This is a genomic window from Rhizobium sp. AG855 (assembly GCF_003610655.1).
Lineage (GTDB): Bacteria > Pseudomonadota > Alphaproteobacteria > Rhizobiales > Rhizobiaceae > Allorhizobium > Allorhizobium wuzhouense.
Genome location: NZ_RAQG01000003.1, coordinates 746,560 through 771,391, shown reverse-complemented (window position 1 = coordinate 771,391; position 24,832 = coordinate 746,560). Strand labels below are relative to the sequence as shown.

Sequence of the window (24,832 nt, the reverse complement as noted above, 5' to 3'; positions counted from 1 at the left end):
CCGGCCGCCGCGTGAGCGTGCCCAGCGACATCTGAGACGCGACGAAGGATAAAGCGCATGACATCAAGGCGGACATTCCGCCGATGCGCTTGGAAAGCTTTTTTCCAACTTACAAGTTCCCAAATCACGCGGGGTTCTTGACGCCAATGCCAACCGGCTCGCGAAGAACGCGTTCCGGGGTTTGTGCATTTGGCGCCCCGAAAGGTATGACTTTGACAACTTTCGCTGAGCTTGGCCTCTCCGAGAATATCGTCGCAACCCTGACTGCTCTTGGTTTCGCGACCCCCACTCCCATCCAGGAAAAGGGCATCCCCGTCGTTCTCGGCGGCCGCGACCTGATCGGTCTTGCCCAGACCGGCACCGGCAAAACGGCCGCTTTCGGCCTGCCGATGATCGAGATGCTTCTCAAGGACGAGAAGCGCCCTGACAACCGCACCACCCGTGCTCTCATCCTCGCCCCGACCCGCGAACTGGTGAACCAGATCGGCGACAACCTGCGCAGCTACCTGCGCCGCCTGCCGCTGAAGATCAACCAGGTCGTCGGTGGCGCCTCCATCGGCAAGCAGCAGCTGCAGCTCGAAAAGGGTACCGACATCCTCGTCGCGACCCCTGGCCGCTTGCTCGACCTGATTGCCCGCAACGCGATCTCGCTGCGCGCCGTGCGTTACCTCGTTCTCGACGAAGCTGACCAGATGCTGGACCTCGGCTTCATTCACGACCTGCGCAAGATCTCGAAGATGGTCCCGCCGAAGCGCCAGACCCTGCTCTTCTCGGCCACCATGCCGTCGTCGATCGCCGATCTCGCTTCGAGCTTCCTGACCGACCCGATCAAGGTCGCGGTCACGCCTCCGGGCAAGGCCGCCGACAAGGTCGAACAGCACGTGCATTTCGTCGCCGGCCAGAACGCCAAGACGGAAATGCTCAAGAAGATCCTCAACGACAATCCGGATGGCCGCTCCATCGTCTTCCTGCGCACCAAGCATGGCGCGGAAAAGCTGATGAAGCACCTCGACGCCACCGGCTACTCGGTCGCCTCCATCCACGGCAACAAGAGCCAGGGCCAGCGCGAGCGGGCACTCAAGGGTTTCCGTGACGGCGAGATCAAGACGCTGATCGCCACCGACGTTGCCGCCCGCGGCATCGACATCCCAGCCGTCTCCCACGTCTTCAACTACGACCTGCCGGAAGTGCCTGATGCATACGTCCACCGCATCGGCCGTACGGCCCGCGCTGGCCGTGACGGCATCGCGATCGCCTTCTGCGGTCCCGACGAAGGTCGCCTGCTGCGCGACATCGAAAAGCTGATGAGCATCGAGATCCCGGTCGCCTCTGGCGAACCGCCGGCAAACCTCGCACGCCCGGCACGTCCGCAGCGTCGCGGCGGCGGCGGTGGTGCAGGTGCTGGCGGCAACAACCGCAATCACCAGGGCCAGGGCCGTGGCAAGTCCGAAGGCGGCGCCAAGGCTGATGGCCGTCCGGCGAAGTCCGGTCACCGCAAGGGTGGCAATGGCGGCGGCAACGGCAATGGCGCGAACCGCTCGGCCAATGGCAACGGCCAGAACCGCAGCGGCAATGGCCAGGCACGCCCGGCCCGCTCCGGGACTGCCGGCGGACGCCGTCGCGAAGCCTGAGGCTTTTTAGCGTAAAGCATTGAAAGAATGGCGCGGCTTCGGTCGCGCCATTTTCGTTTCAGGATCAGGGATGGGACATGTCTCTGGCGGGACGCTCAGACCGGCGGCACGGCCGGCTTGCGGTTGGTCAAATATACCCCGAGCACGACGACGCAGGTGCCGACGATCATCGGGATTGTCAGATGTTCGCCAAAGGCAATCGCGGCCTCGACGGCGGCCAGCGGCGGGACGAGGTAAATCAGCGAAGCTGCCTTGGACACGTCTCCCTTGCGGATCAGATAGAGCAGCAGCGCGATCGCCCCCATCGAGATGCCGAGCACCGACCAGGCAAGCGTTGCAAAGAAGCCGAAACTCCAGTCGACATGCATATCCTCCAGCAGGAAGGCAGCGGGCACCGTGATCAGCAGCGCGCCGACATATTGCAGTGTCGCGACAGCCCGCAGATCCCCCTCCTTCAGATAGCGCTTCTGATAGATCGTGCCTGCCGTCACGCAGGCCATGGCAAGCACGTTGATCGCCACCGCATAGACGGGGATCGTCTCCGCATCGATGACGACGACATTCGGCAGCACGGCAATGGCAATCCCGACAAAACCGACGAACAGGCCGATACGCTGGGTGACGCTCAAATCCTCGCCGATCAAAGCGGCGGCGGCAACACCGGTCATCAGCGGCTGCAGACCGGCAATGATGCCCGACAGAGCCGCCGGAACCCCCTGCCCGATCGCCCACCACACCATGCCGAGATAGAGCCCGTGCAGGAAGATGCCCGACACGATCGCATGCAGCCAGCCGCTGCGATGTTTCGGCCAGGAAACCCCGCTCACCCGACAGAGGATGAAGAACAGCACGACTGCCACCCCGTAGCGCACGACGAGAAAGGTCAGCGGATCGGCGAAATGCGCGCCGTATTTCGCGGAGATCCAGCCCGTCGACCAGAGAAGGACGAACAGAATCGGGGCAAGACGGGCAAGGGTCATCGCAGTCACCGCAAGATTAGGAGTGGCAAACGGACCGTTTGCTTTGCTCGCTCGTTAATGCGGCATGGTGCCAAGGTCAAAACAGTTCTGCTGCAAACCGCAATCAATTTCACTGAGGCAGTGGAGCCGAAAAATTTTCGCAGGAGATCGATGGTTAAATTTTAAGCAAGCGAAACGGACATCATGGCCCTGGGATCGGCCACTTCGCCGAATTCAACGGCAAACGCCATGCATCTTCGGCATGCGCAAGCGCTAAATCGCGCAAAAATTGCGCTTTTGCCGAAATTCGAGGCGGAAATGCGCCTCTCAGAATAATCGCCTGCTGCCACTGAGGCCGCTTGCATTGCCAAAATGGTTGTATTCAAATGACAAAAAAAGGGGACGGCGCCATTGGCATTTGATGAAATGATTACTGCGGACAACACGCCGCGTGCACCCTACCAGAACTACCACGACTGGTACTCCAGTCAGGACCCCGCAAGGCTCCTGGCAAAGTCCAGGGACGCGGAGAACATCTTCCGCAAGACCGGCATCACCTTTGCTGTGTATGGCCATGAGGACTCCTCGGAAAAGCTCATCCCCTTCGACATCATCCCGCGCATCATCTCCGGTCGCGAATGGCGAAAACTCGCTCTCGGCATCGAACAGCGCGTGCTCGCCCTCAATGCCTTTCTCGACGACATCTATCACAAGCAGGAAATCATCAAGGCCGGCCGCATCCCGCGCGAACTGATCGAGAAGAACGTCGCTTTCCTGCCTGAGATGATCGGCTTCCGCCCGCCCGGCGGCGTCTATACCCACATCGTCGGTACCGACATCGTGCGCACCGGCGAGGACCAGTTCTACGTTCTCGAAGACAATGCCCGCACACCCTCCGGCGTCTCCTACATGCTGGAGAACCGGGAAACCATGATGCAGATGTTCCCCGAGCTCTTCCAGCTCAACAAGGTGCAGCGCGTCGAGGATTATCCCTATCTGCTGCGCCAGTCGCTCGCTTCGCTTGCCCCTCCCGGCTGCAAGGGCAAGCCGCGCGTCGCGGTCTTGACCCCCGGCATCTACAATTCCGCCTATTACGAGCACTCCTTCCTCGCCGACATGATGGGCGTCGAACTCGTCGAAGGTTCGGACCTGCGCGTCATCGACGGCAAGGTGAAGATGCGGACCACGCGTGGCTACGAGGCGATCGACGTGCTCTATCGTCGCGTCGACGACGACTTCCTCGATCCCTTGACCTTCCGTCCGGACAGCTGTCTCGGCGTGCCCGGCATCATGGATGTCTACCGCGCCGGCAACATCACCATCGCCAATGCGCCGGGCACCGGCATCTCGGACGACAAGGCGATCTACTCCTACATGCCGGAGATCGTCGAATTCTACACAGGCCGCAAGGCGCTTCTGGAGAACGTGCCGACCTGGCGCTGTTCGGAAGCCGACAGCCTGAAATACGTACTCGAACACCTGGAAGAGCTGGTGGTCAAGGAAGTCCACGGCTCCGGCGGCTATGGCATGCTGGTTGGCCCGACTGCCTCGAAGAAGGAACGCGCGGATTTCGCCGAAAAGCTGAAGGCGCGGCCCTCGAACTACATCGCCCAGCCGACCCTGTCGCTGTCGACGGTGCCGATCCTCGTCAACAAGGGGATCGCGCCGCGCCACGTCGACCTCCGTCCTTATGTCCTCGTCTCCGACAAGGTGCAGATCATCCCCGGCGGTCTGACCCGCGTGGCCCTGAAACAGGGTTCGCTCGTGGTCAATTCCAGCCAGGGCGGCGGCACCAAGGACACCTGGGTATTGGAGGACTGACATGGTCATGCTCGGAAGAACTGCCAACGGCCTCTTTTGGATGTTCCGCTACATCGAAAGGGCCGAGAACATCGCCCGCCTCGTCGATGCGGGCCTCAGGATGTCGCTCACCCGCTCAGGCGCCTCGGACGACGATTGGGATGCGGTGCTGAACAGCGCCGATGTGCGCCCGCTCTTTGCCGAACGCCACGGCAAGGTGACGGCGTCCGACGCCATCGATTTCCTGCTGCGCGATCCGGCCAATCCGTCGAGTGTCATGTCCTGCATCGACGCCGGCCGCAACAATGCCCGCATGGTGCGCACGGCGCTCACCCGCGAGACCTGGGAAGCGACCAACGAATGCTGGATCGAGCTCAAGCAGATGCTCGCTCGCAAGCTGAAATCGGCAGACCTTCCGGAAGTCATCGACACGGTGAAGCGTCGCGCCGGCCTGATCCGCGGCGCCTTCCACGGCTCGATGCTCAGAAACGAGATCTACAACTTCGCCCGCATCGGCACCTTCATCGAGCGTGCCGACAACACCAGCCGCATCCTCGACGTGAAATATTACGTGCTTCTGCCGGCGATCACCCATGTCGGCTCCTCGCTCGACAACATGCAGTGGGAATCGATCCTGCGCTCGGTTTCGGCCCATCGCTCCTATCGCTGGGTCTATGACGGCGAATACAAGGCCGCGAACATCGCCGACTTCCTGATCCTCAATGGGCAGATGCCGCGCTCGCTTGCCTATTGTTACGAGAAGATCACCTCCAACCTCGGTTATCTCGCCAAGGACTACGACCACAGGCTGCCGGCCCATGAGACGGCCGACGCTGTCGTCAAGACACTGAAGTCGACCACCATCGGCACGATCATGGACCAGGGACTGCACGAATTCCTCGACGGTTTCATCGCCAGCAACAACAAGCTGGGCAATGAGATCACCGAGGGTTACCGGTTCTACAGCTGAGCAGGAATGGATCCCATGCGTTTGCGCATCACCCACACCACCGAGTATCGTTATGACGACCCGGTGCAGTATTCGCTGCAGCGCCTGCGGCTGACGCCCTGCAGCAGCCCGGGCCAGACCGTGACCGCCTGGAACATCGCCGTCGACGGCGCCAAGGTGGAGGCGGGCTTCAACGACCAGTTCGGCAACCACACCCATCTCGTCTCCACCGAAGGGCCGAGCCGCAGCGTGCATATCGTCGCCAGCGGCGAGGTCGACACGCAAGACCGCGCCGGGGTCTTTGGGCCGCATCTGGGTTACGTTCCGCTCTGGCTCTACCTGCGCGACACGCCGCTGACCAAGCCCGGCAAGCTGACCCGCGAACTGATGCGCAGCCTGTCGGGCGACAACGAACTGGCCAAGATGCACGACCTGATGGGCAAGCTGCATGCCGCCGTCGTCTATGAGACCGGCACCACCGGCACCGAGACGACAGCCGAACAGGCACTCGAGGCAGGCCGCGGCGTCTGCCAGGACCACGCCCATATCTTCATCGCCGCCGCCCGGCTGATGAACCTTCCGGCCCGTTATGTCTCCGGTTATCTGATGATGGACGACCGGATCGAGCAGACGGCAACCCATGCCTGGGCGGAAGTCCATCTTCCGGGTCTCGGCTGGGTCGGCTTCGACGCTGCCAACAATCATTGCCCGGACACCCGTTATGTCCGCATCGCAACGGGCCTCAGCTACACCGATGCCGCCCCCGTCTCCGGGCTTCGCATGGGGGTCGCCGCCGAAGATCTCGCCGTCAAGGTCGTGGTCGAAGACAGCGCGCAAAGCCAGAGCCAGTCGCAGAGCTGAGCCGAAGGACAGCCGCATCGACCGCACGCACCCTGCACGGTTGGCGCAAATGTGTCATGCGTGCCGGCGCGCAAGCCCGGCGCCATCCCGGCATGGTAAAGTATCAGGCTGAACCCCAACGCCGCGCCCGACACTGCCGGCTGCGTGACAAAGGCCACCGATGCTGTTTGGCAAATCCCTGTTCCAGTCCGTCGTCGACCGGCTTGCCGAGGAAGAGACGCAAGAAGACGTGGAAACCGTCGAGCCGCGATTTCGCATCGACGGCCTCGGCGCAAGTTATGCGCCCGAACGCGTGTCGGCGACACCTGAGGATGATGACCGTCGGCGCGAGGCCTATCTCTTCCTGATGGGGGACGACGAGCCTGCACCGCAGGCGCCACTGAAACCGGAAAAACCGGATTGGCTGGACCGCCTGTCGATCGAGGACATCGCCGCAGACCTAAAGATCACGCCCAGTGACGACCGTGACACGCTGCAGGAAAGGCGCCGTGCCTTTGCACGGCTCAATCACCCCGACCGCATTCACCCGGATTTCCGCGATCAGGCGACCACACGCATGAAGATCGCCAATCTCCTGGTTGACGAGGCCCTGTTGCGCTGCCGGCTGTGATCGAACGGACGTCCCGATGGCTCAGTCGTACAGGCGCCTGAGCAGCTGGTTGACATGGTTGCGTTCGCCGACGCCGCCGAGCTGGTCGAGCACCCATTGCTCGTGATCGTTCCAGATCGGCATCAGCTCCTGCAGATAGTCGGCCCCGGCCGGCGTCATATACAGAGACTGCACGCGGCGATCGGTTTCCGACTTGCGCCGTTCGATGAAGCCCTTGTTCTCCAGACCGTCGACGATCGCCACGAAATTCGCCCGCTGGATGCCCAGCGCCTCGGCCACTTCGCTCTGCTTTGCCCCCTCATTGCGGGTCAGCAGCAACAGCACCGCAAAATCCGTCGGCCGCAATCCCTTGGAAGAAAAGGCTTCGTTGAAATGCTGGAAGACCGCCAGTTGCGCCCGCCTCAACCGGTAGCCGACAGCATCCTCCATGACGGAGAAGTCCAATTTGCTGTGCGTCCCCGTGAACTCGCCATTCATTAATTCCGGCATTTTTTCGCCATTGTTCGTTGCCCCTGGTGCCCCCGCTCCCCGGCGGCCACCCCTATCCCCCGTGATCTTAGCGGTAAAAAGTGACACCACAAGACGGGAAGACCACCCGTCACGCGCGAAATCGCAGTTCTTGCGCAGAAATTGCGCATTTTGGATGCCGAACCCCTTAATAATCAGGGGTTGAAAGTATCACAACTGAGCGATGAACGGCCATTTCCACCCGCCGCCACGCCCCGCATGGAGAAAGGCGCCGGCAGCCGCTTTTTGCGATTGAAGGCAATCGCCGACTGCGCTATGACCGCTTTCGGAACGGTCGAGTCAAATTCGCCCGTCGGAAGCACCCGTAGCTCAGCTGGATAGAGTGTTGGATTCCGATTCCAAAGGTCACAGGTTCGAATCCTGTCGGGTGCGCCATTTTTTCAGAGAATTAGGTCGAACACCTCGCTCATAACTGACTGAGCATTACGTATTCGCGCAGGTTGGAATTGACGGAACGATCGTGCGCGTGGCGCCCTCGGACGAGCACCAATCCGTAAAGCGGCAGATGACTCGGAAGCAGCTCTCGCAGAATGAAAATCAAGACGATGCGACAAGCTACTGTCGAGTGATTTCGCGCTATGATTACCGAATTGGATGTGAAACAACTGTAACCGCATATCATGTGGAGCGGAAAATGGATCTCATTTCTGGCCTAGCGGCTGCAGGGCATGCATTAGACATCGTGAAGCGCCTGCGGGACCTGGATAGCGACCTAAAGGGGGCGGAAGCGAAACTTCAGCTGGCAGACCTTTACGGGAAAATGGCAGACGTCAAAATGGCTCTTGCGGATGCACAGTCGGCCCTGCAAGAACGGGACGCAGAAATCACGCGCTTACGGCAGGTAGCCTCAAAGATTAAGCCGACTGTAGAAATTAACGGTTATTCGTTCGGCCTAGATGCAGAGGGTAAGCCACTGTATCGCGCCTTTTGTCCCGTCTGTGAAAGGTCGGACGGTAGCCAAATAATGGTGGAAATCGCGCTCGTCCCAGGAAAATCGGTTTGCCCAAAATGCGGAGGCGTCTTCGACCAGCGCTCCACATCTCTTCCAGTTAACTACGCTATGCCTTCTGCATAACCTCAATCCGGGAGACTCCATGAGAATAGTGGCACTGGCCGGCGCAGCGGTTATGCTAATTCCAGCAATCTCAGCGGCTCAATCCTTCAGCTGTCGAGGCGGCGACAGGCCAGCGTGCTTGGGAATCTTCGACAAAGTCGTTCCTCAAGATGCCCAGTGCTTCAACGCCTACACTTGCGACTACAATGGGTTCATGTGCTCTTCAGACCACAAGGACTACGTCAAGAAGGCTGTAAAAATGGCCGAGGGATATGACGAGTTCAAAACTTGCGTTGCCAGATCGTCCACAATGAACGAGGTGCAGTCCTGCGTTCTGCGAGATAACTTGAGGTAGGCGACCGCCAAATCTCCTGAGTTCGCCTCTATGCAACTCAAGGCGTACCATCATCTGAAAAATTGAAACCCAGGCGACAGAGAGTGCGTTTGCCCGCAGTCACATAAAGGCTTCGGCGAACGCCGCATTGCGGCGTCCGTCCTCGTCCTTGAGTTTCACCCCCTCAAGCCCGGCGCCTCCTGCCCTGTCCGCTCGACATACTCCGTATAACCACCGCCATACTGGAACACGCCTTCCGGCGTGATCTCCAGCACCCGGTTCGACAGCGCCGCGAGAAAATGGCGGTCGTGGCTGACGAAGAGCATGGTGCCCTCGTATTGCGACAGCGCCTTGATCAGCATTTCCTTGGTGTCGAGGTCGAGGTGGTTGGTCGGCTCGTCGAGCACGAGCAGGTTCGGCGGGTCGAACAGCATGATCGCCATGACGAGGCGCGCTTTCTCGCCGCCCGAGAGCACCCGGATGCGCTTGTCGATATCGTCGCCGGAAAAGCCGAAGCAGCCGGCAAGTGCCCGAAGCGGCGCCTGGCCTGCGCGCGGAAAGGTCGTTTCCAGCATCTCGAAGATGGTCATCTCGCCGTCGAGCACATCCATCGCATGCTGGGCGAAGTACCCCATCTTGACGCTGGCGCCGATCGAAACGGTGCCTTCGTCCGGCTTCGAATCGCCGGCCACCAGCTTCAGCAGCGTCGACTTGCCGGCGCCGTTGATGCCCATGATGCACCAGCGTTCGCGGCGGCGAACCATGAAGTCGAAACCGTCATAGATCACCTTGTCGCCATAACGCTTGGAGACATTCTTGACCGCGACCACATCTTCGCCGGAGCGCGGCGCCGGCTGGAATTCGAAGGCGACGACCTGGCGGCGCTTCGGCGGCTCGACCCGGTCGATCTTTTCCAGCTTCTTCACCCGGCTCTGCACCTGGGAGGCGTGGCTGGCACGCGCCTTGAAACGTTCGATGAACTTGATTTCCTTGGCGAGCATCGCCTGCTGCCGCTCGAACTGCGCCTGCTGCTGCTTCTCGTTCTGCGCCCGCTGGCCCTCGTAGAATTCGTAGTCGCCAGAATAGCTGTTGAGCAGGCCGGCGTCGATCTCGATGATCTTGGTGACGATGCGGTTCATGAACTCGCGGTCATGCGAGGTCATCAGCAGCGCACCGTCATAGGTCTTCAGGAACTGCTCGAGCCAGATCAGGCTTTCGAGATCGAGATGGTTCGACGGTTCGTCGAGCAGCATCACGTCGGGGCGCATCAGAAGAATGCGGGCAAGCGCCACGCGCATCTTCCAGCCGCCCGAGAGCGCGCCGACATCGCCGTCCATCATGGCTTCCGAGAAGGAGAGACCGGCCAGCACTTCACGCGCCCTGCCCTCCAGCCCGTAGCCGTCGAGCTCCTCGTAACGCGCCTGGACCTCGCCATAGCGTTCGATGATCGCGTCCATCTCGTCCATTCGGTCCGGATCGACCATGGCGGCTTCGAGGTCGCGCAGCTCGGCGGCGACTTCACTGACAGGCCCGGCCCCATCCATCACTTCGGCCACGGCCGGACGGCCGGCCATGTCGCCGACATCCTGGCTGAAATAGCCGATGGTAACCCCCTTATCGACCGAGACCTGCCCCTCGTCCGGCTGCTCATGGCCGATGATCATCCGGAAGAGCGAGGTCTTGCCCGCGCCGTTCGGGCCGACGAGGCCGATCTTTTCGCCGCGATTGAGGGCGGCCGACGCCTCGATGAAGAGGATGCGGTGGCTGAGCTGCTTCGAGATGTTTTCGATACGGATCATGGACAAGGGCGCCTGCTGGAAATCGGCGCCCTTATGGCATGCTGGCATCCATCTGTCCCCGATTTTTTGCGCTGCGGCACGAAGGTGCTAAGGACCGGAGGACCACGCGGGCGCCGAGATCGGTGAAACGGCATCGACAGAGATCAGCGCCCGCCGTCGCCGAAGCGCCCGACAGAGGGTCGCCCGACTGATCCCTTGGCGCCGCGCGGCATCGGCAAGCGACACGCCTCCATGCACCAGCAGGTCGAGCGCGGCGTTCAGGCCCTCGGGTCCGAGCTTGGCCGGCCGGCCGATGGCCTGCCCGCGCAACCGCGCCGCCGCCATCCCGGCGCGCGTCCGCTCCGAAATCAGACCACGCTCGAACTCCGCCAACGCCCCCATGATATGAAAGATCAGCAGACCACCGGCCGATCCCGTGTCGATCGCCTCCGTCACGGAATAAAGCGCGATCCCCCTGCGGCCGAGATCGTTGACCAGCTCGATCAGATGCGAAAGAGACCGGCCCAGGCGGTCGAGCCGCCAGATGACCAGCGTGTCACCGGACCGCAGCACCGCCATGGCTTCGGCAAGCCCCGGACGCTGCCGCAGCGCGCCCGAATGTCCGAGATCGGTGAAGACCCGCTCACAGCCGGACGCATCCAAAGCCTTGAGTTGCATGTCCACATTCTGATCCAGCGTCGACACGCGCGCGTAGCCGATCCGCATACCCTCTCCTGATTCTCTTTGGAAACAGATGCTTGCAGAAACCTCCAAGCGCCGAAACCCACGCTGGACGGTATCACAATGGTTCCTTTTTAAGCACAGCAATAAGGTTCGGTCAACACAAATTACACCCATAAGGTGTGGATGCGCTGACCGGACTAAAGCCCTGCGGCAGAGGGACTTCGCCGTCTGCCGCCTTGAGGGGCCGACACAACCGGCAACCAATTCAAGGCTGGCATTCGAAAGAAACCGGGTTGCGCAAATGGGAACGGTTTCGAGACGCCGGAGGGCGTCCGGCCTTCAGGATCAACCCGCAAACAGGAGGACTTCAGCATGCCCAGCTATTCGCTCACTTTGAACATCGAACCGGCCGATCTGAACGTGATCAAGGCCGCCGGCCAGCGGATCACCCTTGCCAAGCCCGTTGGCTCCGGCGACCCCAATGTCGTCTGGCTCTCGATCGATCCCTTCCAGTCCACCTCGGTCGAGTGGAAGGAGGATTACTGGATCTATGCCTCGACCACCGAAGTGGCGCAGGGCGCGGCGATCAACAAGCTCTCCGAGGTGACACCCGGTCCGGCCCTCGATGCGGGTTACTACCCGTTCACGCCGGCCGCCACATTCGGGGTCTTCCAGAACGACACCGGGGTCAATTCCGGCACCTTCGCCGCCGTCAACAACATGCCCTACAACCAGTATCCGGCCCTGACCTTCGGCCTGTCACAATCGGCCATGGTCAACAAGAAACCGGCGGAGCGCAAGCCGATCTCGGCGCAGCTGGTCCCGTCGCAGAACCGCATCCAGATGACGCCCTTCACGAATATCTATGTCTGGCTGCAGAGCCAGTTCGCCAGCGAGACGATCATCACCAAGATCACCGGCAACACCGCGATCGCCAAGTTCGGCGGCGCCGTCAGCGACATCACGCTGAAATACGACCCGACCCGGGGCGTCTTCGTGCCGGACCAGAAGTCCCACGACCTGGTGAAGATGGGCCTCATCGAACTGCGCACGCCGCTGCTCGTGTGACACGCCGGGGATGCGGCAGGCAGCTGGCGCATCCCGTTCCCGTCAAACAACAGCAAGACAGCTCGCCCCGGCAGCAGCCAAGGATTGATCCGGCTCGCCTATCATACAAGGAGAATATCGTGCGTATCAAAGCAAGTTACATGTGCATGCTCTTGATCGGCCTTGCATACTCCACGGCAATGTCCCAGGCGGCGACGCTCACCATCGAGAACCTGAAGAATTCAGACACGAACATTCTTACGGAAGACCAGATGAGCGAAGCCGAGCCCATGCCTCTGCCTGAAATCACTGAGGACGAGTTGAAGAATATGCAACGTCTCTTCAGCGAACAGAACCGTAACATTCCCGATCTGAAAGCATTGACAGCCAACCCAAACCACCTGACGGTGCCCGGCGAGTTGGAAAAGATTGGCGAGCCACGCCTGGAGCCCCCGTACTGGAGTGCAGGCCGCCTAGTCTTTCGAGATGGCGAAGGCAAGACCAAGAGATGCTCGGCTCAGTATATCGATAGTCTGAATGTGATTCTGACGGCTGCCCACTGCGTCATGAGCCACAAAACCGGCCTCTGGTATACCGGCTTCAGCTTCCAACGAGCACTTGCCGACAATAAATCACCGCAGATAGTCGGTTGGCGCTGTGTTTCAATTTACGACGCCTACCACAAGGCTGGCGTCAACTACGCCTATGACTACGCCTTCATCCTCGCAAGCGCCGACGACAAACGCCCGGCGCTGGAGATGACGACCGGCACGCCGGCATCGGACACGCTGACCGCGATTGGCTATCCGCGAGATCCGGATAGTGGCCGGTCCATGTACAAGGTCGACGGTTCGTGGACGAATGTGACTGGCGGCATTGTCACCATGAGTGACAATCCGCTCACAAAGGGAAGCAGCGGAGGAGCATGGTTCACGGCGTTTCAGGCCGGCGGCGGCGCGCACAAAAACAGGGTGGTGAGTGTCAACTCACATCGCGTGAAGACCCAGCCAACACAAATGAATGGCCCACTCTTCACCGACGACACGCTCGCTTTAAAAGAGCACGTCCGCCAGGCGAGATGCCTCGACTGAGAACCGCTACCACCCGGCGCCAGCCATCTGCGCGCCGGGTGGCACCTATCCGGCACCCGCGCACTTTGCCGCGGAGTGAGCCGTTTTCCTCCGCCGTCCTTTCCGTTATGAACGCTCCATGAGCGACGATACCGACCAATCCCACCCCGAAACCATCACCCTCTACGAGGCCATCGGCGGCGATGCGACCGTGAGGGCGCTGACGAACCGCTTTTACGAGCTGATGGACACCTTGCCGGAAGCGGCCCATTGCCGGGCCGTGCACCCGCCGGATCTGACCGGCAGCGCCGAAAAATTCTACGATTATCTGACCGGATATCTCGGCGGCCCGCCGATCTACATGGAAAAGCGCGGACATCCGATGCTGCGGCGACGCCATTTCGTCGCCGAAATCGGCCCCGTCGAACGCGACGAGTGGCTGCTCTGCTTTCGCCGGGCCATGGACGAGACAATCGCCAACCCGAAGCTGCGCGACATCATCTGGCCACCGGTCGAAAAGCTGGCCTTCCATATGCAGAACAAGGAATAAGTCGAATGACGATCCTGGAAGAGAGCCGCTGGGCAAGCGTCGCGGCCGGGCTGATCGGCGCCTCCGGTGTGGCACTGGCGGCGGCAGCGAGCCATGCCGGAGGTGAACAATTGTTGCGGCCGGCCTCGACGATCTGCCTGGCGCATGCCCCGGCACTCGTTGCGCTCAGCCTGGCCGGCGATCGTATCCGGCTTGCAGGCCTCGTCGCTCTCGGCATGACGCTCGGCACGCTGCTCTTTGCCGGCGATCTCGTCGCCCGTCATTTCCTCGGCAGTGGATTGTTCCCGATGGCGGCGCCCAGCGGCGGTCTGACGCTGATCGCATCCTGGCTTGTTCTGGCTGTGGCAGCAGCACTGCGCCGCCGTTGAACCTCCACCAGAGGCGCAACGCGCGGCGATAACACGGCGAAATGATTCAGTGAGCGACGGTGCTCAAGGGGTAGCCGCCGAACATCAGAAGGTTTCCGTGCGGATCGCGGATGTGGAAGCGCATTTCGCCGCCACATGTCTCGGACGGCCGGATCGCCTCGATCCCCCGATCGCAGAAATCCCGGTAGATCTCGATCGGCGCATGGGCGCGGAAGAACACCGAACTGTTCTGGCACTGGACAGGATCGTCGCTCAGCCAGAAGTGCAGCTCCATGCCACCCCTTCGGACGACGAGGTAATCGAGCCCATCAAGGCCGACATCCTCGAAGCCGAGTGAACCGACATAGAAATTGCGCGTTTCCGAGAAATTCAGGGAAGGAAGGATTGGTACCGCGTTGAGGACCGTCTGGGCAACGGGCTGGTGAGCGTTCATGCGGAATGTTCCTTTTGATCCCGCATGAGCTGACAGGCGAACGACTACGATCTTGCGTGGGCGTTTCGCTGCCATCTTGGCGCGGGAAATTCGATGACGAGGGCGGGGGCCCGGTTCACAACTTCGTACATGGTAGCGGATTTACGTTCGTGCAAGCCCGGCAAAGTGATGATTTCACAATTCATCACTTCACTTTCCTGCGAGCGTTGCAACATTGCCTCGGCGAGTTCGGGCAGAAGCCCTTCGCCGCGTTGACGTGCAAGCTCGTGGAATGAGCCGATGCCACCCTTTTCGAAAACGTCCCTGCTCATCCGTCCGAATTCCTTTCATTCAGCGTCTGCAATGCGCGCTCGAGGCTGGATTTCGAGCCGTTTCGCAGCGGTATGAAAGTCTTGCCGAACTTCTTGCAACCGCTCTTCACACGCAGACACGCGTCGTGACTGATACAGTCGATCGGGCAGAAGACGCAGTCGACGGAGGGCAACACCGTGTCGATCCGCGAAACCGCTTCCCGTAACCCCCCATCATGGTGAATTAGTTCCGCACCGTGGCTGGTTGCGATCTGGCGCAAATGCGCGACCTGGCAATCCCGTCCCCCGACATAGAGAAAACTGCGGATTGCCTCGCGCTTGGCAGCCGGCACAGCAACCTTCCCGACGGCCGGATCCGCCGCCTTTTGTTGCCGTGTATTCTTGCCCTTCTTGGCCATGATACCTCCTCAGCCGAAACCCTCTGTCGAGGGCTTCCTGTCACCATTGCGGGGGACCATATTTAACTTGAGAAATCGAGGCAAGATTAAACATGATAAATTCTATCATATTTTAGTCCGGGCTGTGGAGGACACCCGGCTGGGCGAACCACGCAGCGACGCGGACATCGCCGCAGCTCCGCATTCATTCGGTCACGGTATTGAGGGACAGAAGACGGATCCCGACGAAGTTGTCGAGCACATCGGCGACGATCTCGCCATAACCGATGACCACGCCGTTGACCTGAAGTTCCACAGGTTGGCCGAATTGCGTATCAAGCCTCAGCTGTTCGCCTTCACTTGCCGCCATCAGCTTGGCGACCGGCAATTTGGTCCGACCGAGAATTGCGGAAATCTCGACCGGTATCTCGCCCACCTGAACATCACCACCGCGAAGGCGCACGCTGCGGTTCTCGGCGGCATCGATGGAGATTGCGGGCCAGTCACCCGCAACGGGCGCCACAGCAGGCGAAGCACCCTTGCCGGCCGGCGATGAGGGGGTGGACATGTCCCCGGCGGACATCGGCTGATCGAAGCCGTCACTCATGATATTTGCCTCTTTTAGTATATGCGGATACAGGCCGCGACACCCAGAGGTAGAGGGATTCGGAAAAGGCTTGATCGCCAATCCCTTGTTAAGGTTGACGAAAGGTGAAAATCCACAGTGCTTGACCGCGAACGGGTCAATTCATCCGCTTGCCGCGGGCAATCCGCGCCTCGATCACCGGCTCGCAGCGACCGCTGAGCCGACGCAAGGTTCCGAGCGGGAACGGCATGCGCGTGAGTGATTCGACCAATTCGGTGCTTTCCGGTCTGGCGAAGGTGACGAACATGTCCGCTTTCAGCACGGATTTCTTTGCGCAGGTCAGGAAGATCTCCTCCTCACCGAGACACAGATAGAAATGATCCGGGAGGAATTCGATGGCGCTCGACTGGAGGATGGCTCCCTGCTCATTCAGCCCGACGATGCGCACCTGCAGGCTGCAATAGGATTTCACCCCGGCACGTGGATAGATCGCCCGCGCGACCAGGTTGGTCTTGCGGTAGCGGTCATGCGGGTTGTCATTTGCACCGTAAAATTGCGCCAGGTAATGGCGCCGCCGCGGCTCAAGCATTAAGCAATACCTAAAACACATGGTTAACAATTGCTTAACACATACACCCGAGTTCGCCCGGATACAACCGTCTCCAGAAGCCAGGGTGTGGATGTCACACCCGAAAGCGCACTGGCGACACGAGATGCGCAACCGCAGGCCCGGTCGAAGAGTGTTGATCGGCTTCACTGCCAGAAGCGACGAAAGCGCTGCACAGCAGGGTTTCTGACCGTGGCTCACCCAAATTTTTACCGTTTGATAAAAGTTTGAACCTGGATTACCTTTCCCTGCATCGCTTCGAATATAAAAGAGGGAACTGCGATGCGAAGACTGGAACCGGGCCTCAAGGCCGGGCGGCTTGACGCTGCCGATTACGCAAAGAATTTCACCGACCTCCACCCCCGCCTCGACAATCACGAGGCGCTCGTCGCCTCGGACAGGTGCTACTTCTGTCATGACGCGCCCTGCATGACGGCCTGTCCCACCGCCATCGATATCCCGATGTTCATCCGGCAGATATCGACTGGCAATCCGCTCGGCGCCGCCAAGACCATCTTCGACCAGAACATCCTCGGCGGCATGTGCGCCCGCGTCTGTCCCACCGAAACGCTCTGTGAAGAGGCCTGTGTGCGCAACACGGCCGAGGAGCGTCCGGTCGAGATCGGCCGCCTGCAGCGCTACGCCACTGACATCGCCATCGACGAGGGCCGCCAGTTCTACCGCCCCGCCGCCTCGACCGGCAAAACGGTCGGCATCGTCGGCGCCGGCCCCGCAGGCCTCGCCGCCGCCCATCGGCTGGCCATGCACGGCCACCAGGTCACCATCTACGAAGCGAAGGAAAAGGCCGGCGGCCTCAACGAATACGGCATCGCCGCCTACAAGACCCCCAACGACTTTGCCCAGAAGGAGGTCGACTACATCCTCTCGCTCGGCAATATCGACGTGCTCGACGGCCAGGAAATGGGCATCGATTTCAAGCTGGCCGATATCAAGGCCAAGCACGATGCCGTCTTTGTCGGTGCGGGCCTCGGCAACGTCAACGGCCTCAACATTCCCGGAGCCCAGATCAACGGCGTGCTCGATGCCGTCGAATTCATCGCGAACCTTCGCCAAGCAAACGACAAGGCCGATGTCCCCATTGGCCGCGATGTCGTCGTCATCGGTGGCGGCATGACCGCGATCGACGCTGCTGTCCAGGCGAAGCTGCTCGGCGCCGAAAACGTGACGATCTGCTACCGCCGCGGTAAAGAGCACATGAACGCCTCGGAATTCGAGCAGGATCTGGCGACCTCGAAGGGCGTCCACATCCGCCACTGGCTGCAGCCGAAGGAAGTGGCCCATCACAGCGGCCACTGTTCGGCGATCACCTTCGAATACACCCATCTCGAAAACGGCCTGATGAAAGGCACCGGCCACACGACCGAGATCAAGGCTGACCAGATCCTCGTTGCGATCGGCCAGAAGCTCGACGCCCAGGGTCTGGACGGCTTGAAGATCGAAGGCGGCAAGATCGCCATCGACGCCGAGGGCCGCACCTCGATCCCGGGTGTCTGGGCCGGCGGCGACTGCGCCTTCGGTGGCCAGGACCTGACGGTGTCTGCCGTCGCCATGGGCCGCGATGCGGCCGAAAGCATCAACCGCTCTCTCGCCGTCATGACGGCGGGCGTGACAGCAGTCGCTTAAGAGAGGATTTGAACAATGGCTGATATCAGGAACAACTTCGTAGGCATCAAGTCGCCCAATCCCTTCTGGCTGGCCTCCGCACCGCCAACAGACAAGGCCTACAATGTCGAGCGCGCCTTCAAGGCGGGCTGGGGCGGCGTCGTCTGGAAGACGCTGGGCTCGGAAGGGCCACCGGTCGTCAACGTGAACGGCCCGCGCTACGGCGCGATCTGGGGCGCTGACCGCCGCCTCCTTGGCCTCAACAACATCGAGCTGATCACCGACCGTCCGCTGCAGATCAATCTGCAGGAGATGAAACAGGTCAAGATGAACTGGCCGGACCGGGCGCTCGTCGCCTCAATCATGGTCCCCTGCGTCGAGGAAGAGTGGAAAGCGATCCTGCCGCTCGTCGAAGAGACCGGCGCAGACGGCATCGAGCTCAACTTCGGCTGTCCGCATGGCATGTCCGAACGCGGCATGGGTGCCGCCGTCGGCCAGGTGCCGGAATATATCGAGATGGTCGTGCGCTGGTGCAAGCAATACACCCGCATGCCCGTCATCACCAAGCTGACGCCCAACATCGCCGATATCCGCAAGCCGGCGCGTGCGGCAAAAGCCGGCGGCACCGATGCCGTCTCGCTGATCAACACGATCAACTCGATCGTCTCGGTTGATCTCGACAGCTTCGCCCCCTCGCCCACCGTCGGCGGCAAGGGCACGCATGGCGGCTATTGCGGCCCGGCGGTCAAGCCGATCGCCCTCAACATGGTCGCCGAGATCGCCCGCGATCCGGAAACCGACGGCCTGCCGATCTCCGGCATCGGCGGCGTCACCACCTGGCGCGATGCGGCCGAATTCCTCGTGCTCGGAGCCGGCAATGTCCAGGTCTGCACGGCGGCGATGACCTACGGCTTCAAGATCGTCCAGGAAATGATCTCGGGCCTCAGTGACTGGATGGATGCCAAGGGTCACAAGAGCCTCGACGACATCTGCGGCCGCGCGGTGCCCAACGTCACCGACTGGCAGTATCTCAACCTCAACTACATCGCCAAGGCCCATATCGACCAGGATGCCTGCATCAAATGCGGCCGCTGTCACATCGCCTGCGAGGACACCTCGCACCAGGCGATCACCAGCATGGTCGATGGCGTCAGGCATTTCGAGGTGATGGAAGACGAATGCGTCGGCTGCAATCTCTGCGTCAACGTCTGTCCGGTCGAGAACTGCATCACCATGGTCGGGCTGGAACCGGGCGTGATGGATCAGCGAACCGGCAAGCCGGTGGATCCCGCCTATGCCAACTGGACGACCCACCCCAACAACCCGATGTCGGTTCAGGCAGCGGAATGAAAGCGATGGCCTGCCCGGCCGTGATGGCCGGGCAGATCGCCTCGATAACGGCATTTTGACCCCGGATTCAGGGAATCTTTAGCGATTGGCAGCGACAATACCTGTAAAGGCGGACTGACCCCTCATTTCTCCGGGGATTTCCTTTACGGGCATCGTGAATATGATAGCACTCACGGAAAAACTGGACCGTAGGCCGCGCTGGCGCGCGCGCCTGCAGATCATCGTGCCCAGTCTCCTGGTCCTCTCCATGATCGCCGTGTCGGCATTCTATGCCGATAGCCAGCAGAGGCAGATTGACCGGGAATACAGCCGCGATGCGGTCCAGGAACAACTGGGCACCATCAGAACCAAGCTTGAAGGCAATATCAATGCGAACGTCCGCCTGCTTCAGGGCCTCGTCGCCGTCGTCAGTTCGGAACCCTATGTCTCACAGCAAAGGTTCGCGGCACTCGCCGAAAACCTTCTCGCCAATCCCTCGCAGATCCGAAATATTGCGGCAGCCCCCGATCTGATCACCGCCTTCGTCTATCCTTACGAGCGAAACCGGGGCTTCATCGGCAAACATCTGTTCGCCGCACCCGAAAACGCCCGACTGCTGCACGCCCTGAAAGAGGGCCAGACCGTCATCCTCGGTCCCAATATGCTCAACAACGGCACCCAGGGCCTGATCGTGGCGCTTCCGGTTCGCATTGTGAACGACAAGGGAGATCCCGCCTTCTGGGGCGGGCTGATCGGCGTCATTGATCTGCCCCGTGTCTATGATGACAGTGGTCTCCTGGCCAATGACCTGCCATTGCGGCTCGTGCTCGCCAAGAAGACAGCCGACGGTTCCGGCACCTCCGTCATTTTCGGCGATCGCAATGTTCTGGATCAGGATCCGATCCGCATGGTGATCGATCTTGGAAACGACCAGTGGACGATCGCCGCGATACCGCAAAACGGTTGGGGCACCGGCACGGCCCTGTCGGCCGTCGTCCGTCTCGGCATATTCCTTGTCGCCTCGATGATTGCCGCGACCGTGATCTGGGTGGCGTTGCTGATGGCCGAAAGGCAGAAGAACTACGCCGCGTTGCGCGAGCGCGAGGAACAGCTGACCGCCCTGTCCAGCCGCCTCGGCCTTGCGCTCGAAACCTCCAGCATCGGCATCTGGGAACTCGACCTCGCCTCCGGGGACATCAAGTGGGACGATCGGATGTACCAGCTCTACGGCGTCGATCGCGATGTCCAGACCTGCTATGACGTCTGGAGATCCTGCGTGGATCCTGATGACCTCGTGCAGGCCGACAAATGCCTCGCTGAGGCGATCGCGCAGGGCAAAACCTACGAGACCCAATTCCGCATCACGCGAGACGGCGAAATCCGCCACATCCGCGCTGTCGGCACAGCCTTCCGCAACCCGCAAGGCCGGATGAGCGTGCTCGGCGTCAACTGGGATGTCAGCGCCGATGTGCGCCTGCAGGAAGAACTGCGCGAGGCTCAGCGCCAGACCGAGCAACAGAATGCAGCGCTTGATGCCGCTCGACTGCGCATGGAGCACAATTCGCTGCACGATGCCCTGACGGGTCTGCCGAACCGCCGTTTCCTCGACCAGAAGCTCGCAGCTCCCCTCGACGATTCCGCAGGGTTTGGGCAGCTGACGATCCTGCATCTCGACCTCGACCGGTTCAAGGAGATCAACGACACGCTCGGCCACGGCGCCGGCGACGCCATCCTGCGTCACGTGGCAACCGAGTTGGAGAAAGCCGTCACGCTCGGAGATTTCGTCGCACGGATCGGTGGCGACGAATTCGTCGTCGTGTGCACAAAGCCGCTGGAACCGGACGAGGCCACCCGCATCGGCGAACGACTGATTGCAGCGATCAACCGGCCGATCGTTTACAACGACCACGAATGCCGGGTAGGCGCCTCCATCGGCATCGCGATCCGCCAGCAGGCCTCCGTTGCTGCCGAGCAGCTGCTGGTCAACGCCGACATTGCCCTCTATGAGGCCAAGCGCCGAGGCCGCAACCGCGTCGAGCACTTCAACGACAGTCTGCGCGCCCGGACCATCAACGTGAAGCAGACGGCCGACGCCATCCTGCGCTCGCTCGGCAACGAGGACTTCATTGCCTATTACCAGCCGCAATTCGACGCGAACACGCTTCAGATCAACGGCGCCGAGGCGCTGGCCCGCTGGAACCATCCCAAGAAGGGCATCCTGACGCCCGACAAGTTCCTCGAAATCGCCGAAAACCTGAATGTCGTGTCCCAGATCGACGCCAGCATTCTGGAACAGGCACTTGCCCAGCTGTCACGCTGGAGAGCGCTCGGCCTCGGCATCGAGCATGTCTCGGTCAACATTTCCGCCCAGCGCCTGTTCGAAGACAAGCTGATCGATCGCCTGGAGACCCTGGCGCTGAAGCCGGGCAGCCTCTCCTTCGAATTGCTGGAATCGATCTCCTTCGACGACAAGGCCGATGCGGTCGCCGAAAGCCTGGAGCGGATCCGGGCGCACGGCATTGCGATCGAGATCGACGATTTCGGCACCGGTTATGCCTCGATCCTCTCCCTGATCAAGCTCTCGCCCAGCCGCTTGAAGATCGACCGCCAGCTCGTTGCTCCCATCGTGACGAACGCCACCCAGCGCCGGCTGATCAGTTCGATCGTCGATATCGGGCGTTCCTTCGGCGTCGGCATCGTCGCGGAAGGAGTGGAAACCATGGAACACGCCGCCATCCTGCGCGACCTTGGCTGCCAGACGCTGCAAGGCTATGCCCTCGCCCGTCCGATGAGCCCGGACGCTTTCGTGGAATTCGCTCTGCGTCACGCGGCAGAAAACGACGTTGCCCTGCCCCGCACCGCCTGATCGCGCGCGACGCCTGGAAAACGCGCTCAGCCGCCGAACAGGTTCAGGCTCTGGCCGGCGGCCATGGCGGCATAGGCAAGTGCGCCGAAATAGATGAGCGTCAGCACCACCATAAGATGGCCTGCGGCCACGACCGCTCCGTCCCGCTGCGAAATGCCGGTGGAGAGCAGAAGGATCGCCACGCCCGGCAGCGTGTTGGAAAAGGGAATGAATGACAGCGGCATCATCAACAGCACGCCTGCTGCCGTCAGCACCAGACCGTTGATCCGGTTGATGACGGCGCCGGTCGTCAATGCGAGCAGGCGCGGGCGCACATAGCGGTCGACCTTGCGCAGGATGGTGAGCCCGCGTTGCAGCACCGGCACCAGCTTTCCGGTATCGAGCTTGCGATCCGCCACCTTGGCCGGAAGCCAGGGGAACCGGTTGAAGGTGATCGCGACCCCGATCAGAACGATGCCGGCACCGAAGACGGTGGAGACACCCGGAATGGACACCGGCACGAGAAATGGCAGAGACAACAGGCCACACAGCAGAAGCAGCCCGCTCTCACCCATGGTCTGCAGGATTTGCCGCAGGGTGACGTGTTCGCCATCCATCGAGGCAATCACCTCCTCAAGGACCGCACTGGTGCTTCTGTCCGTATCCTGGAAGCCGATCGTCGTTGTCATCAGGGCCGCTTTCGATTAACTGCGGGAATGGATCTGTCATGGGTGCGGCAATGCGGCTGCACCTCCTGCCGCAGATGAATGAGAATGCCGGCCCGGTCAAGTCACCCCGCAGGATGACGCATCCCCATGGCCGCGAGATGAAGCATGACCGAAAACGTCGATCTCCCCGCTGCTCCCGCCAATCGCCATACCGTGCATGCCAAGGGCCGCGAAAAGCTTCTGGCCCATGCCGCGATGCTGCTGTTTGCCGCCCTGATCGCTGGTTCGTTCTCGTTCGGCGGCATGGCGGCCCAGCATCTGGAAGCCGGCCCGCTCACGCTGTGGCGCTATCTGATGACCATGGTCGTCATGGGCATCTTGACCTTCGGCATCCTGCGCGTGCCCTTCACGACGCCGCGCCGCGTCTGGCGCTATGCCCTGCTCGGCGGCTTGATCGCCATCTACATGCTGACCATGTTTGCGGCGCTCGAATTCACCAGCCCCGTGCAAACAGGTGCCGTCTTCACCCTGATGCCGCTGATCAGCGCCGGCTTCGCGCTCGTCTTCATCGGTCAGAGGACGCGGCCGGACGTGCTGATCGCCCTTGTCATTGCGGCCCTCGGCGCGATCTGGGTCATCTTCCGGGCCGATATCGGCGCCATCCTGTCCTTTGATGTCGGCCGTGGCGAGTTGATCTATTTCGTCGGCGTCATCTGCCACGGTGCCTATGTGCCGCTGATCCGCAAGTTCGGCCAGGGCGAAAACCCGGTCGCCTTCGGCTTCTGGGTCGTGGTCTTCACCATTCCCTGGCTGCTGCCGACGGGAGCAGTCCCGCTCGCCGAGACGGATTTCGCCGCACTCCCCGGCACCGTCTGGGCAACGATTGCCTATCTGTCGATCGTCACGACCGCGATCACCTTCATGCTGCTGCAATATGCGTCGATGCGCCTGCCCGCCCCCAAGGTGCTCGGTTACGGCTACCTGACACCGACCTTCATCATTTTGCTGGAAGGCCTTCTCGGCCATGGCTGGGCAAGCCCGGCCGTCTTCCTCGGCGCCTTGGTCACAGCCGCCGGCCTGCTGGTCATGGGCCTGCTCCGGGACTGACGGCAGGCTTCATGATCAGGCCGCTGACAAAGAGCGCCTCGAGAAAAAGCGCCGCCGCCTCGAAGCGGTCGGGACCGTCCCTTCCTTTGCCGAGCACGGCCTGCACCTGCACGTCGAAATCGGCGTAGTGCTGTGTGGTTGACCAGATCGAGAAGATCATGTGGTGCGGATCACAATCGCGCACCTTGCCGGCCGAAATCCAGGCCCGGATGACCTCCGCCTTCTCGTCCACCAGCGCCTTCAGCGGTCCTTCAAGCACACCCATGATATGCGGCGCGCCCTGCAGAACTTCATTGGCGAACAGCCGGCTTTCGCGTGGAAAATCGCGCGCCATTTCCAGCTTGCGACGGATATAGGAACGGATCTCTTCCTCCGGATCACCATCGGCATCGAAGGCCGCGAGCGGCTCCAGCCAGTTTTCCAGCACGCGGTCGATCAGGGCGCGGTGCATCGCCTCCTTGGTGCGGAAATAATAGAGCAGGTTGGGCTTCGACATGCCGGCGACCTCGGCGATCTGGTCAATCGTCGAACCATGGAATCCCCGCTGCGAGAAAACCTCCAGCGCCGCCTCGAGGATCAGTTCCTCCTTCTCCTCCTGGATCCGCGTCCGCCTTAGGGTCTGCGCCGCTCTCGGTATCGCCATCGTCGAGTTATTCCCACCTAAGCCACTGAACTCTATCAGGAATATCAAAGCCCAAAATCTGGGCATCTGCTTTGTATTTT

General features: G+C 61.2%; 25 protein-coding genes and 1 tRNA gene. 15 read left to right on the top strand and 11 right to left on the bottom strand.

The features are described from left to right. The first annotated feature begins 206 nt into the window (after window positions 1-206). Window positions 207-1,631 carry a DEAD/DEAH box helicase gene (locus DFO46_RS03730; protein WP_110791967.1) on the top strand — a complete coding sequence of 475 codons (1,425 nt, stop codon included), beginning with the start codon at window positions 207-209 and terminating at the stop codon, window positions 1,629-1,631. Window positions 1,632-1,726: 95 nt separating this feature from the next. On the opposite strand, the gene DFO46_RS03725 is transcribed toward DFO46_RS03730, so the two are convergent. Then, window positions 1,727-2,611, bottom strand: coding sequence for a DMT family transporter (locus DFO46_RS03725; RefSeq protein ID WP_120278126.1), 885 nt, complete (start codon window positions 2,609-2,611; stop codon window positions 1,727-1,729). A 390-nt stretch (window positions 2,612-3,001) separates the two neighbouring features. On the opposite strand from DFO46_RS03725, the gene DFO46_RS03720 reads away from it, so the two are divergent. The 4 genes from DFO46_RS03720 to DFO46_RS03705 all read left to right on the top strand — a co-directional run bounded on the left by DFO46_RS03720 (window position 3,002) and on the right by DFO46_RS03705 (window position 6,810). Then, window positions 3,002-4,411, top strand: a complete 1,410-nt coding sequence (locus DFO46_RS03720; RefSeq protein ID WP_120276369.1) for a circularly permuted type 2 ATP-grasp protein — start codon at window positions 3,002-3,004, stop codon at window positions 4,409-4,411. A 7-nt stretch (window positions 4,412-4,418) separates the two neighbouring features. Then, window positions 4,419-5,360 (top strand): alpha-E domain-containing protein, encoded by a 942-nt coding sequence (locus tag DFO46_RS03715; RefSeq protein ID WP_120278125.1) that lies wholly within the window; start codon window positions 4,419-4,421, stop codon window positions 5,358-5,360. Window positions 5,361-5,375: 15 nt separating this feature from the next. Then, a complete protein-coding gene (locus DFO46_RS03710) occupies window positions 5,376-6,200 on the top strand; it encodes a transglutaminase family protein (protein ID WP_120276368.1) in 825 nt (274 codons plus the stop codon). Between the two features lie 160 nt (window positions 6,201-6,360). Then, on the top strand, window positions 6,361-6,810 hold the full coding sequence (locus DFO46_RS03705; RefSeq protein ID WP_120276367.1) for a hypothetical protein: 450 nt from the start codon (window positions 6,361-6,363) through the stop codon (window positions 6,808-6,810). 21 nt (window positions 6,811-6,831) lie between these two features. On the opposite strand, the gene DFO46_RS03700 is transcribed toward DFO46_RS03705, so the two are convergent. Further along, the gene (locus tag DFO46_RS03700; RefSeq protein ID WP_110792211.1) at window positions 6,832-7,239 is read right to left on the bottom strand and encodes a MarR family transcriptional regulator; all 408 of its coding nucleotides are present in this window, start codon (window positions 7,237-7,239) and stop codon (window positions 6,832-6,834) included. A 397-nt stretch (window positions 7,240-7,636) separates the two neighbouring features. On the opposite strand from DFO46_RS03700, the gene DFO46_RS03695 reads away from it, so the two are divergent. Further along, window positions 7,637-7,713 (top strand) — tRNA-Arg (locus DFO46_RS03695). Between the two features lie 259 nt (window positions 7,714-7,972). Next, window positions 7,973-8,413 carry a hypothetical protein gene (locus DFO46_RS03690; protein WP_120276366.1) on the top strand — a complete coding sequence of 147 codons (441 nt, stop codon included), beginning with the start codon at window positions 7,973-7,975 and terminating at the stop codon, window positions 8,411-8,413. Between the two features lie 489 nt (window positions 8,414-8,902). Here the strand turns inward: DFO46_RS03690 and DFO46_RS03680 are convergent, their stop codons facing one another. Together DFO46_RS03680 and DFO46_RS03675 are read right to left on the bottom strand one after the other, a co-directional pair. Further along, a complete protein-coding gene (locus DFO46_RS03680) occupies window positions 8,903-10,525 on the bottom strand; it encodes an ABC-F family ATP-binding cassette domain-containing protein (protein ID WP_120278124.1) in 1,623 nt (540 codons plus the stop codon). Between the two features lie 87 nt (window positions 10,526-10,612). After that, window positions 10,613-11,230, bottom strand: a complete 618-nt coding sequence (locus DFO46_RS03675; RefSeq protein ID WP_120276364.1) for a recombinase family protein — start codon at window positions 11,228-11,230, stop codon at window positions 10,613-10,615. A gap of 330 nt (window positions 11,231-11,560) precedes the next feature. On the opposite strand from DFO46_RS03675, the gene DFO46_RS03670 reads away from it, so the two are divergent. From DFO46_RS03670 to DFO46_RS03655, 4 genes are all read left to right on the top strand, one after another. Further along, the gene (locus DFO46_RS03670) at window positions 11,561-12,256 is read left to right on the top strand and encodes a hypothetical protein (RefSeq protein ID WP_183041832.1); all 696 of its coding nucleotides are present in this window, start codon (window positions 11,561-11,563) and stop codon (window positions 12,254-12,256) included. Between the two features lie 119 nt (window positions 12,257-12,375). Then, window positions 12,376-13,326 carry a serine protease gene (locus tag DFO46_RS03665; RefSeq protein WP_147412733.1) on the top strand — a complete coding sequence of 317 codons (951 nt, stop codon included), beginning with the start codon at window positions 12,376-12,378 and terminating at the stop codon, window positions 13,324-13,326. Between the two features lie 118 nt (window positions 13,327-13,444). Continuing rightward, window positions 13,445-13,855, top strand: coding sequence for a group II truncated hemoglobin (locus tag DFO46_RS03660; protein WP_120276362.1), 411 nt, complete (start codon window positions 13,445-13,447; stop codon window positions 13,853-13,855). A 5-nt stretch (window positions 13,856-13,860) separates the two neighbouring features. Beyond that, window positions 13,861-14,223 carry a DUF423 domain-containing protein gene (locus DFO46_RS03655; protein WP_120276361.1) on the top strand — a complete coding sequence of 121 codons (363 nt, stop codon included), beginning with the start codon at window positions 13,861-13,863 and terminating at the stop codon, window positions 14,221-14,223. A 46-nt stretch (window positions 14,224-14,269) separates the two neighbouring features. On the opposite strand, the gene DFO46_RS03650 is transcribed toward DFO46_RS03655, so the two are convergent. The 5 genes from DFO46_RS03650 to DFO46_RS03630 all read right to left on the bottom strand — a co-directional run bounded on the left by DFO46_RS03650 (window position 14,270) and on the right by DFO46_RS03630 (window position 16,519). Continuing rightward, window positions 14,270-14,656: a glyoxalase gene (locus tag DFO46_RS03650; RefSeq protein WP_110791949.1), complete on the bottom strand. Its 387-nt coding sequence runs from the start codon at window positions 14,654-14,656 to the stop codon at window positions 14,270-14,272. Between the two features lie 44 nt (window positions 14,657-14,700). Next, window positions 14,701-14,967: a hypothetical protein gene (locus DFO46_RS03645; protein ID WP_120276360.1), complete on the bottom strand. Its 267-nt coding sequence runs from the start codon at window positions 14,965-14,967 to the stop codon at window positions 14,701-14,703. Next, complete coding sequence (locus tag DFO46_RS03640; RefSeq protein WP_120276359.1) at window positions 14,964-15,365, bottom strand: DUF2325 domain-containing protein; 402 nt, start codon at window positions 15,363-15,365, stop codon at window positions 14,964-14,966. The genes DFO46_RS03645 and DFO46_RS03640 overlap by 4 nt, the downstream gene beginning before the upstream one ends. 184 nt (window positions 15,366-15,549) lie before the next feature. After that, a complete protein-coding gene (locus DFO46_RS03635; RefSeq protein WP_120276358.1) occupies window positions 15,550-15,951 on the bottom strand; it encodes a FliM/FliN family flagellar motor switch protein in 402 nt (133 codons plus the stop codon). Between the two features lie 136 nt (window positions 15,952-16,087). Then, on the bottom strand, window positions 16,088-16,519 hold the full coding sequence (locus DFO46_RS03630; RefSeq protein ID WP_120276357.1) for a hypothetical protein: 432 nt from the start codon (window positions 16,517-16,519) through the stop codon (window positions 16,088-16,090). Between the two features lie 300 nt (window positions 16,520-16,819). On the opposite strand from DFO46_RS03630, the gene DFO46_RS03625 reads away from it, so the two are divergent. The 3 genes from DFO46_RS03625 (at window position 16,820) to DFO46_RS03615 (ending at window position 22,355) form a co-directional block, all read left to right on the top strand. Continuing rightward, a complete protein-coding gene (locus DFO46_RS03625; RefSeq protein WP_120276356.1) occupies window positions 16,820-18,181 on the top strand; it encodes an NAD(P)-dependent oxidoreductase in 1,362 nt (453 codons plus the stop codon). Between the two features lie 15 nt (window positions 18,182-18,196). Further along, window positions 18,197-19,510, top strand: a complete 1,314-nt coding sequence (gene preA, locus DFO46_RS03620) for an NAD-dependent dihydropyrimidine dehydrogenase subunit PreA (RefSeq protein ID WP_120276355.1) — start codon at window positions 18,197-18,199, stop codon at window positions 19,508-19,510. Between the two features lie 160 nt (window positions 19,511-19,670). After that, window positions 19,671-22,355, top strand: a complete 2,685-nt coding sequence (locus DFO46_RS03615; RefSeq protein WP_120276354.1) for an EAL domain-containing protein — start codon at window positions 19,671-19,673, stop codon at window positions 22,353-22,355. 26 nt (window positions 22,356-22,381) lie between these two features. Here DFO46_RS03615 and DFO46_RS03610 read toward each other — a convergent pair whose 3' ends face one another. Continuing rightward, window positions 22,382-23,023 carry an exopolysaccharide biosynthesis protein gene (locus tag DFO46_RS03610; protein ID WP_110791937.1) on the bottom strand — a complete coding sequence of 214 codons (642 nt, stop codon included), beginning with the start codon at window positions 23,021-23,023 and terminating at the stop codon, window positions 22,382-22,384. A gap of 144 nt (window positions 23,024-23,167) precedes the next feature. Between DFO46_RS03610 and DFO46_RS03605 the strand changes: the two genes are divergently transcribed. Next, complete coding sequence (locus DFO46_RS03605) at window positions 23,168-24,109, top strand: DMT family transporter (protein WP_110791935.1); 942 nt, start codon at window positions 23,168-23,170, stop codon at window positions 24,107-24,109. Here DFO46_RS03605 and DFO46_RS03600 read toward each other — a convergent pair. Next, complete coding sequence (locus DFO46_RS03600) at window positions 24,087-24,752, bottom strand: TetR family transcriptional regulator C-terminal domain-containing protein (RefSeq protein ID WP_120276353.1); 666 nt, start codon at window positions 24,750-24,752, stop codon at window positions 24,087-24,089. The genes DFO46_RS03605 and DFO46_RS03600 overlap by 23 nt on opposite strands. Window positions 24,753-24,832: the final 80 nt, after the last annotated feature.

What these genes read in the sequence shown, in the direction of transcription:
- DFO46_RS03640 (WP_120276359.1), bottom strand. Translation starts at nt 15,365, where the DNA reads ATGGCCAAGAAGGGCAAGAATACACGGCAACAAAAGGCGGCGGATCCG.
- DFO46_RS03700 (WP_110792211.1), bottom strand. Translation starts at nt 7,239, where the DNA reads ATGGAGGATGCTGTCGGCTACCGGTTGAGGCGGGCGCAACTGGCGGTC.
- preA (WP_120276355.1), top strand. Translation starts at nt 18,197, where the DNA reads ATGGCTGATATCAGGAACAACTTCGTAGGCATCAAGTCGCCCAATCCC.
- DFO46_RS03600 (WP_120276353.1), bottom strand. Translation starts at nt 24,752, where the DNA reads ATGGCGATACCGAGAGCGGCGCAGACCCTAAGGCGGACGCGGATCCAG.
- DFO46_RS03670 (WP_183041832.1), top strand. Translation starts at nt 11,561, where the DNA reads ATGCCCAGCTATTCGCTCACTTTGAACATCGAACCGGCCGATCTGAAC.
- DFO46_RS03715 (WP_120278125.1), top strand. Translation starts at nt 4,419, where the DNA reads ATGCTCGGAAGAACTGCCAACGGCCTCTTTTGGATGTTCCGCTACATC.
- DFO46_RS03635 (WP_120276358.1), bottom strand. Translation starts at nt 15,951, where the DNA reads ATGAGTGACGGCTTCGATCAGCCGATGTCCGCCGGGGACATGTCCACC.
- DFO46_RS03680 (WP_120278124.1), bottom strand. Translation starts at nt 10,525, where the DNA reads ATGATCCGTATCGAAAACATCTCGAAGCAGCTCAGCCACCGCATCCTC.
- DFO46_RS03730 (WP_110791967.1), top strand. Translation starts at nt 207, where the DNA reads ATGACTTTGACAACTTTCGCTGAGCTTGGCCTCTCCGAGAATATCGTC.
- DFO46_RS03655 (WP_120276361.1), top strand. Translation starts at nt 13,861, where the DNA reads ATGACGATCCTGGAAGAGAGCCGCTGGGCAAGCGTCGCGGCCGGGCTG.
- DFO46_RS03610 (WP_110791937.1), bottom strand. Translation starts at nt 23,023, where the DNA reads ATGACAACGACGATCGGCTTCCAGGATACGGACAGAAGCACCAGTGCG.
- DFO46_RS03705 (WP_120276367.1), top strand. Translation starts at nt 6,361, where the DNA reads ATGCTGTTTGGCAAATCCCTGTTCCAGTCCGTCGTCGACCGGCTTGCC.
- DFO46_RS03650 (WP_110791949.1), bottom strand. Translation starts at nt 14,656, where the DNA reads ATGAACGCTCACCAGCCCGTTGCCCAGACGGTCCTCAACGCGGTACCA.
- DFO46_RS03690 (WP_120276366.1), top strand. Translation starts at nt 7,973, where the DNA reads ATGGATCTCATTTCTGGCCTAGCGGCTGCAGGGCATGCATTAGACATC.
- DFO46_RS03710 (WP_120276368.1), top strand. Translation starts at nt 5,376, where the DNA reads ATGCGTTTGCGCATCACCCACACCACCGAGTATCGTTATGACGACCCG.
- DFO46_RS03660 (WP_120276362.1), top strand. Translation starts at nt 13,445, where the DNA reads ATGAGCGACGATACCGACCAATCCCACCCCGAAACCATCACCCTCTAC.
- DFO46_RS03630 (WP_120276357.1), bottom strand. Translation starts at nt 16,519, where the DNA reads ATGCTTGAGCCGCGGCGGCGCCATTACCTGGCGCAATTTTACGGTGCA.
- DFO46_RS03605 (WP_110791935.1), top strand. Translation starts at nt 23,168, where the DNA reads ATGACCGAAAACGTCGATCTCCCCGCTGCTCCCGCCAATCGCCATACC.
- DFO46_RS03625 (WP_120276356.1), top strand. Translation starts at nt 16,820, where the DNA reads ATGCGAAGACTGGAACCGGGCCTCAAGGCCGGGCGGCTTGACGCTGCC.
- DFO46_RS03645 (WP_120276360.1), bottom strand. Translation starts at nt 14,967, where the DNA reads ATGAGCAGGGACGTTTTCGAAAAGGGTGGCATCGGCTCATTCCACGAG.
- DFO46_RS03675 (WP_120276364.1), bottom strand. Translation starts at nt 11,230, where the DNA reads ATGCGGATCGGCTACGCGCGCGTGTCGACGCTGGATCAGAATGTGGAC.
- DFO46_RS03725 (WP_120278126.1), bottom strand. Translation starts at nt 2,611, where the DNA reads ATGACCCTTGCCCGTCTTGCCCCGATTCTGTTCGTCCTTCTCTGGTCG.
- DFO46_RS03615 (WP_120276354.1), top strand. Translation starts at nt 19,671, where the DNA reads ATGATAGCACTCACGGAAAAACTGGACCGTAGGCCGCGCTGGCGCGCG.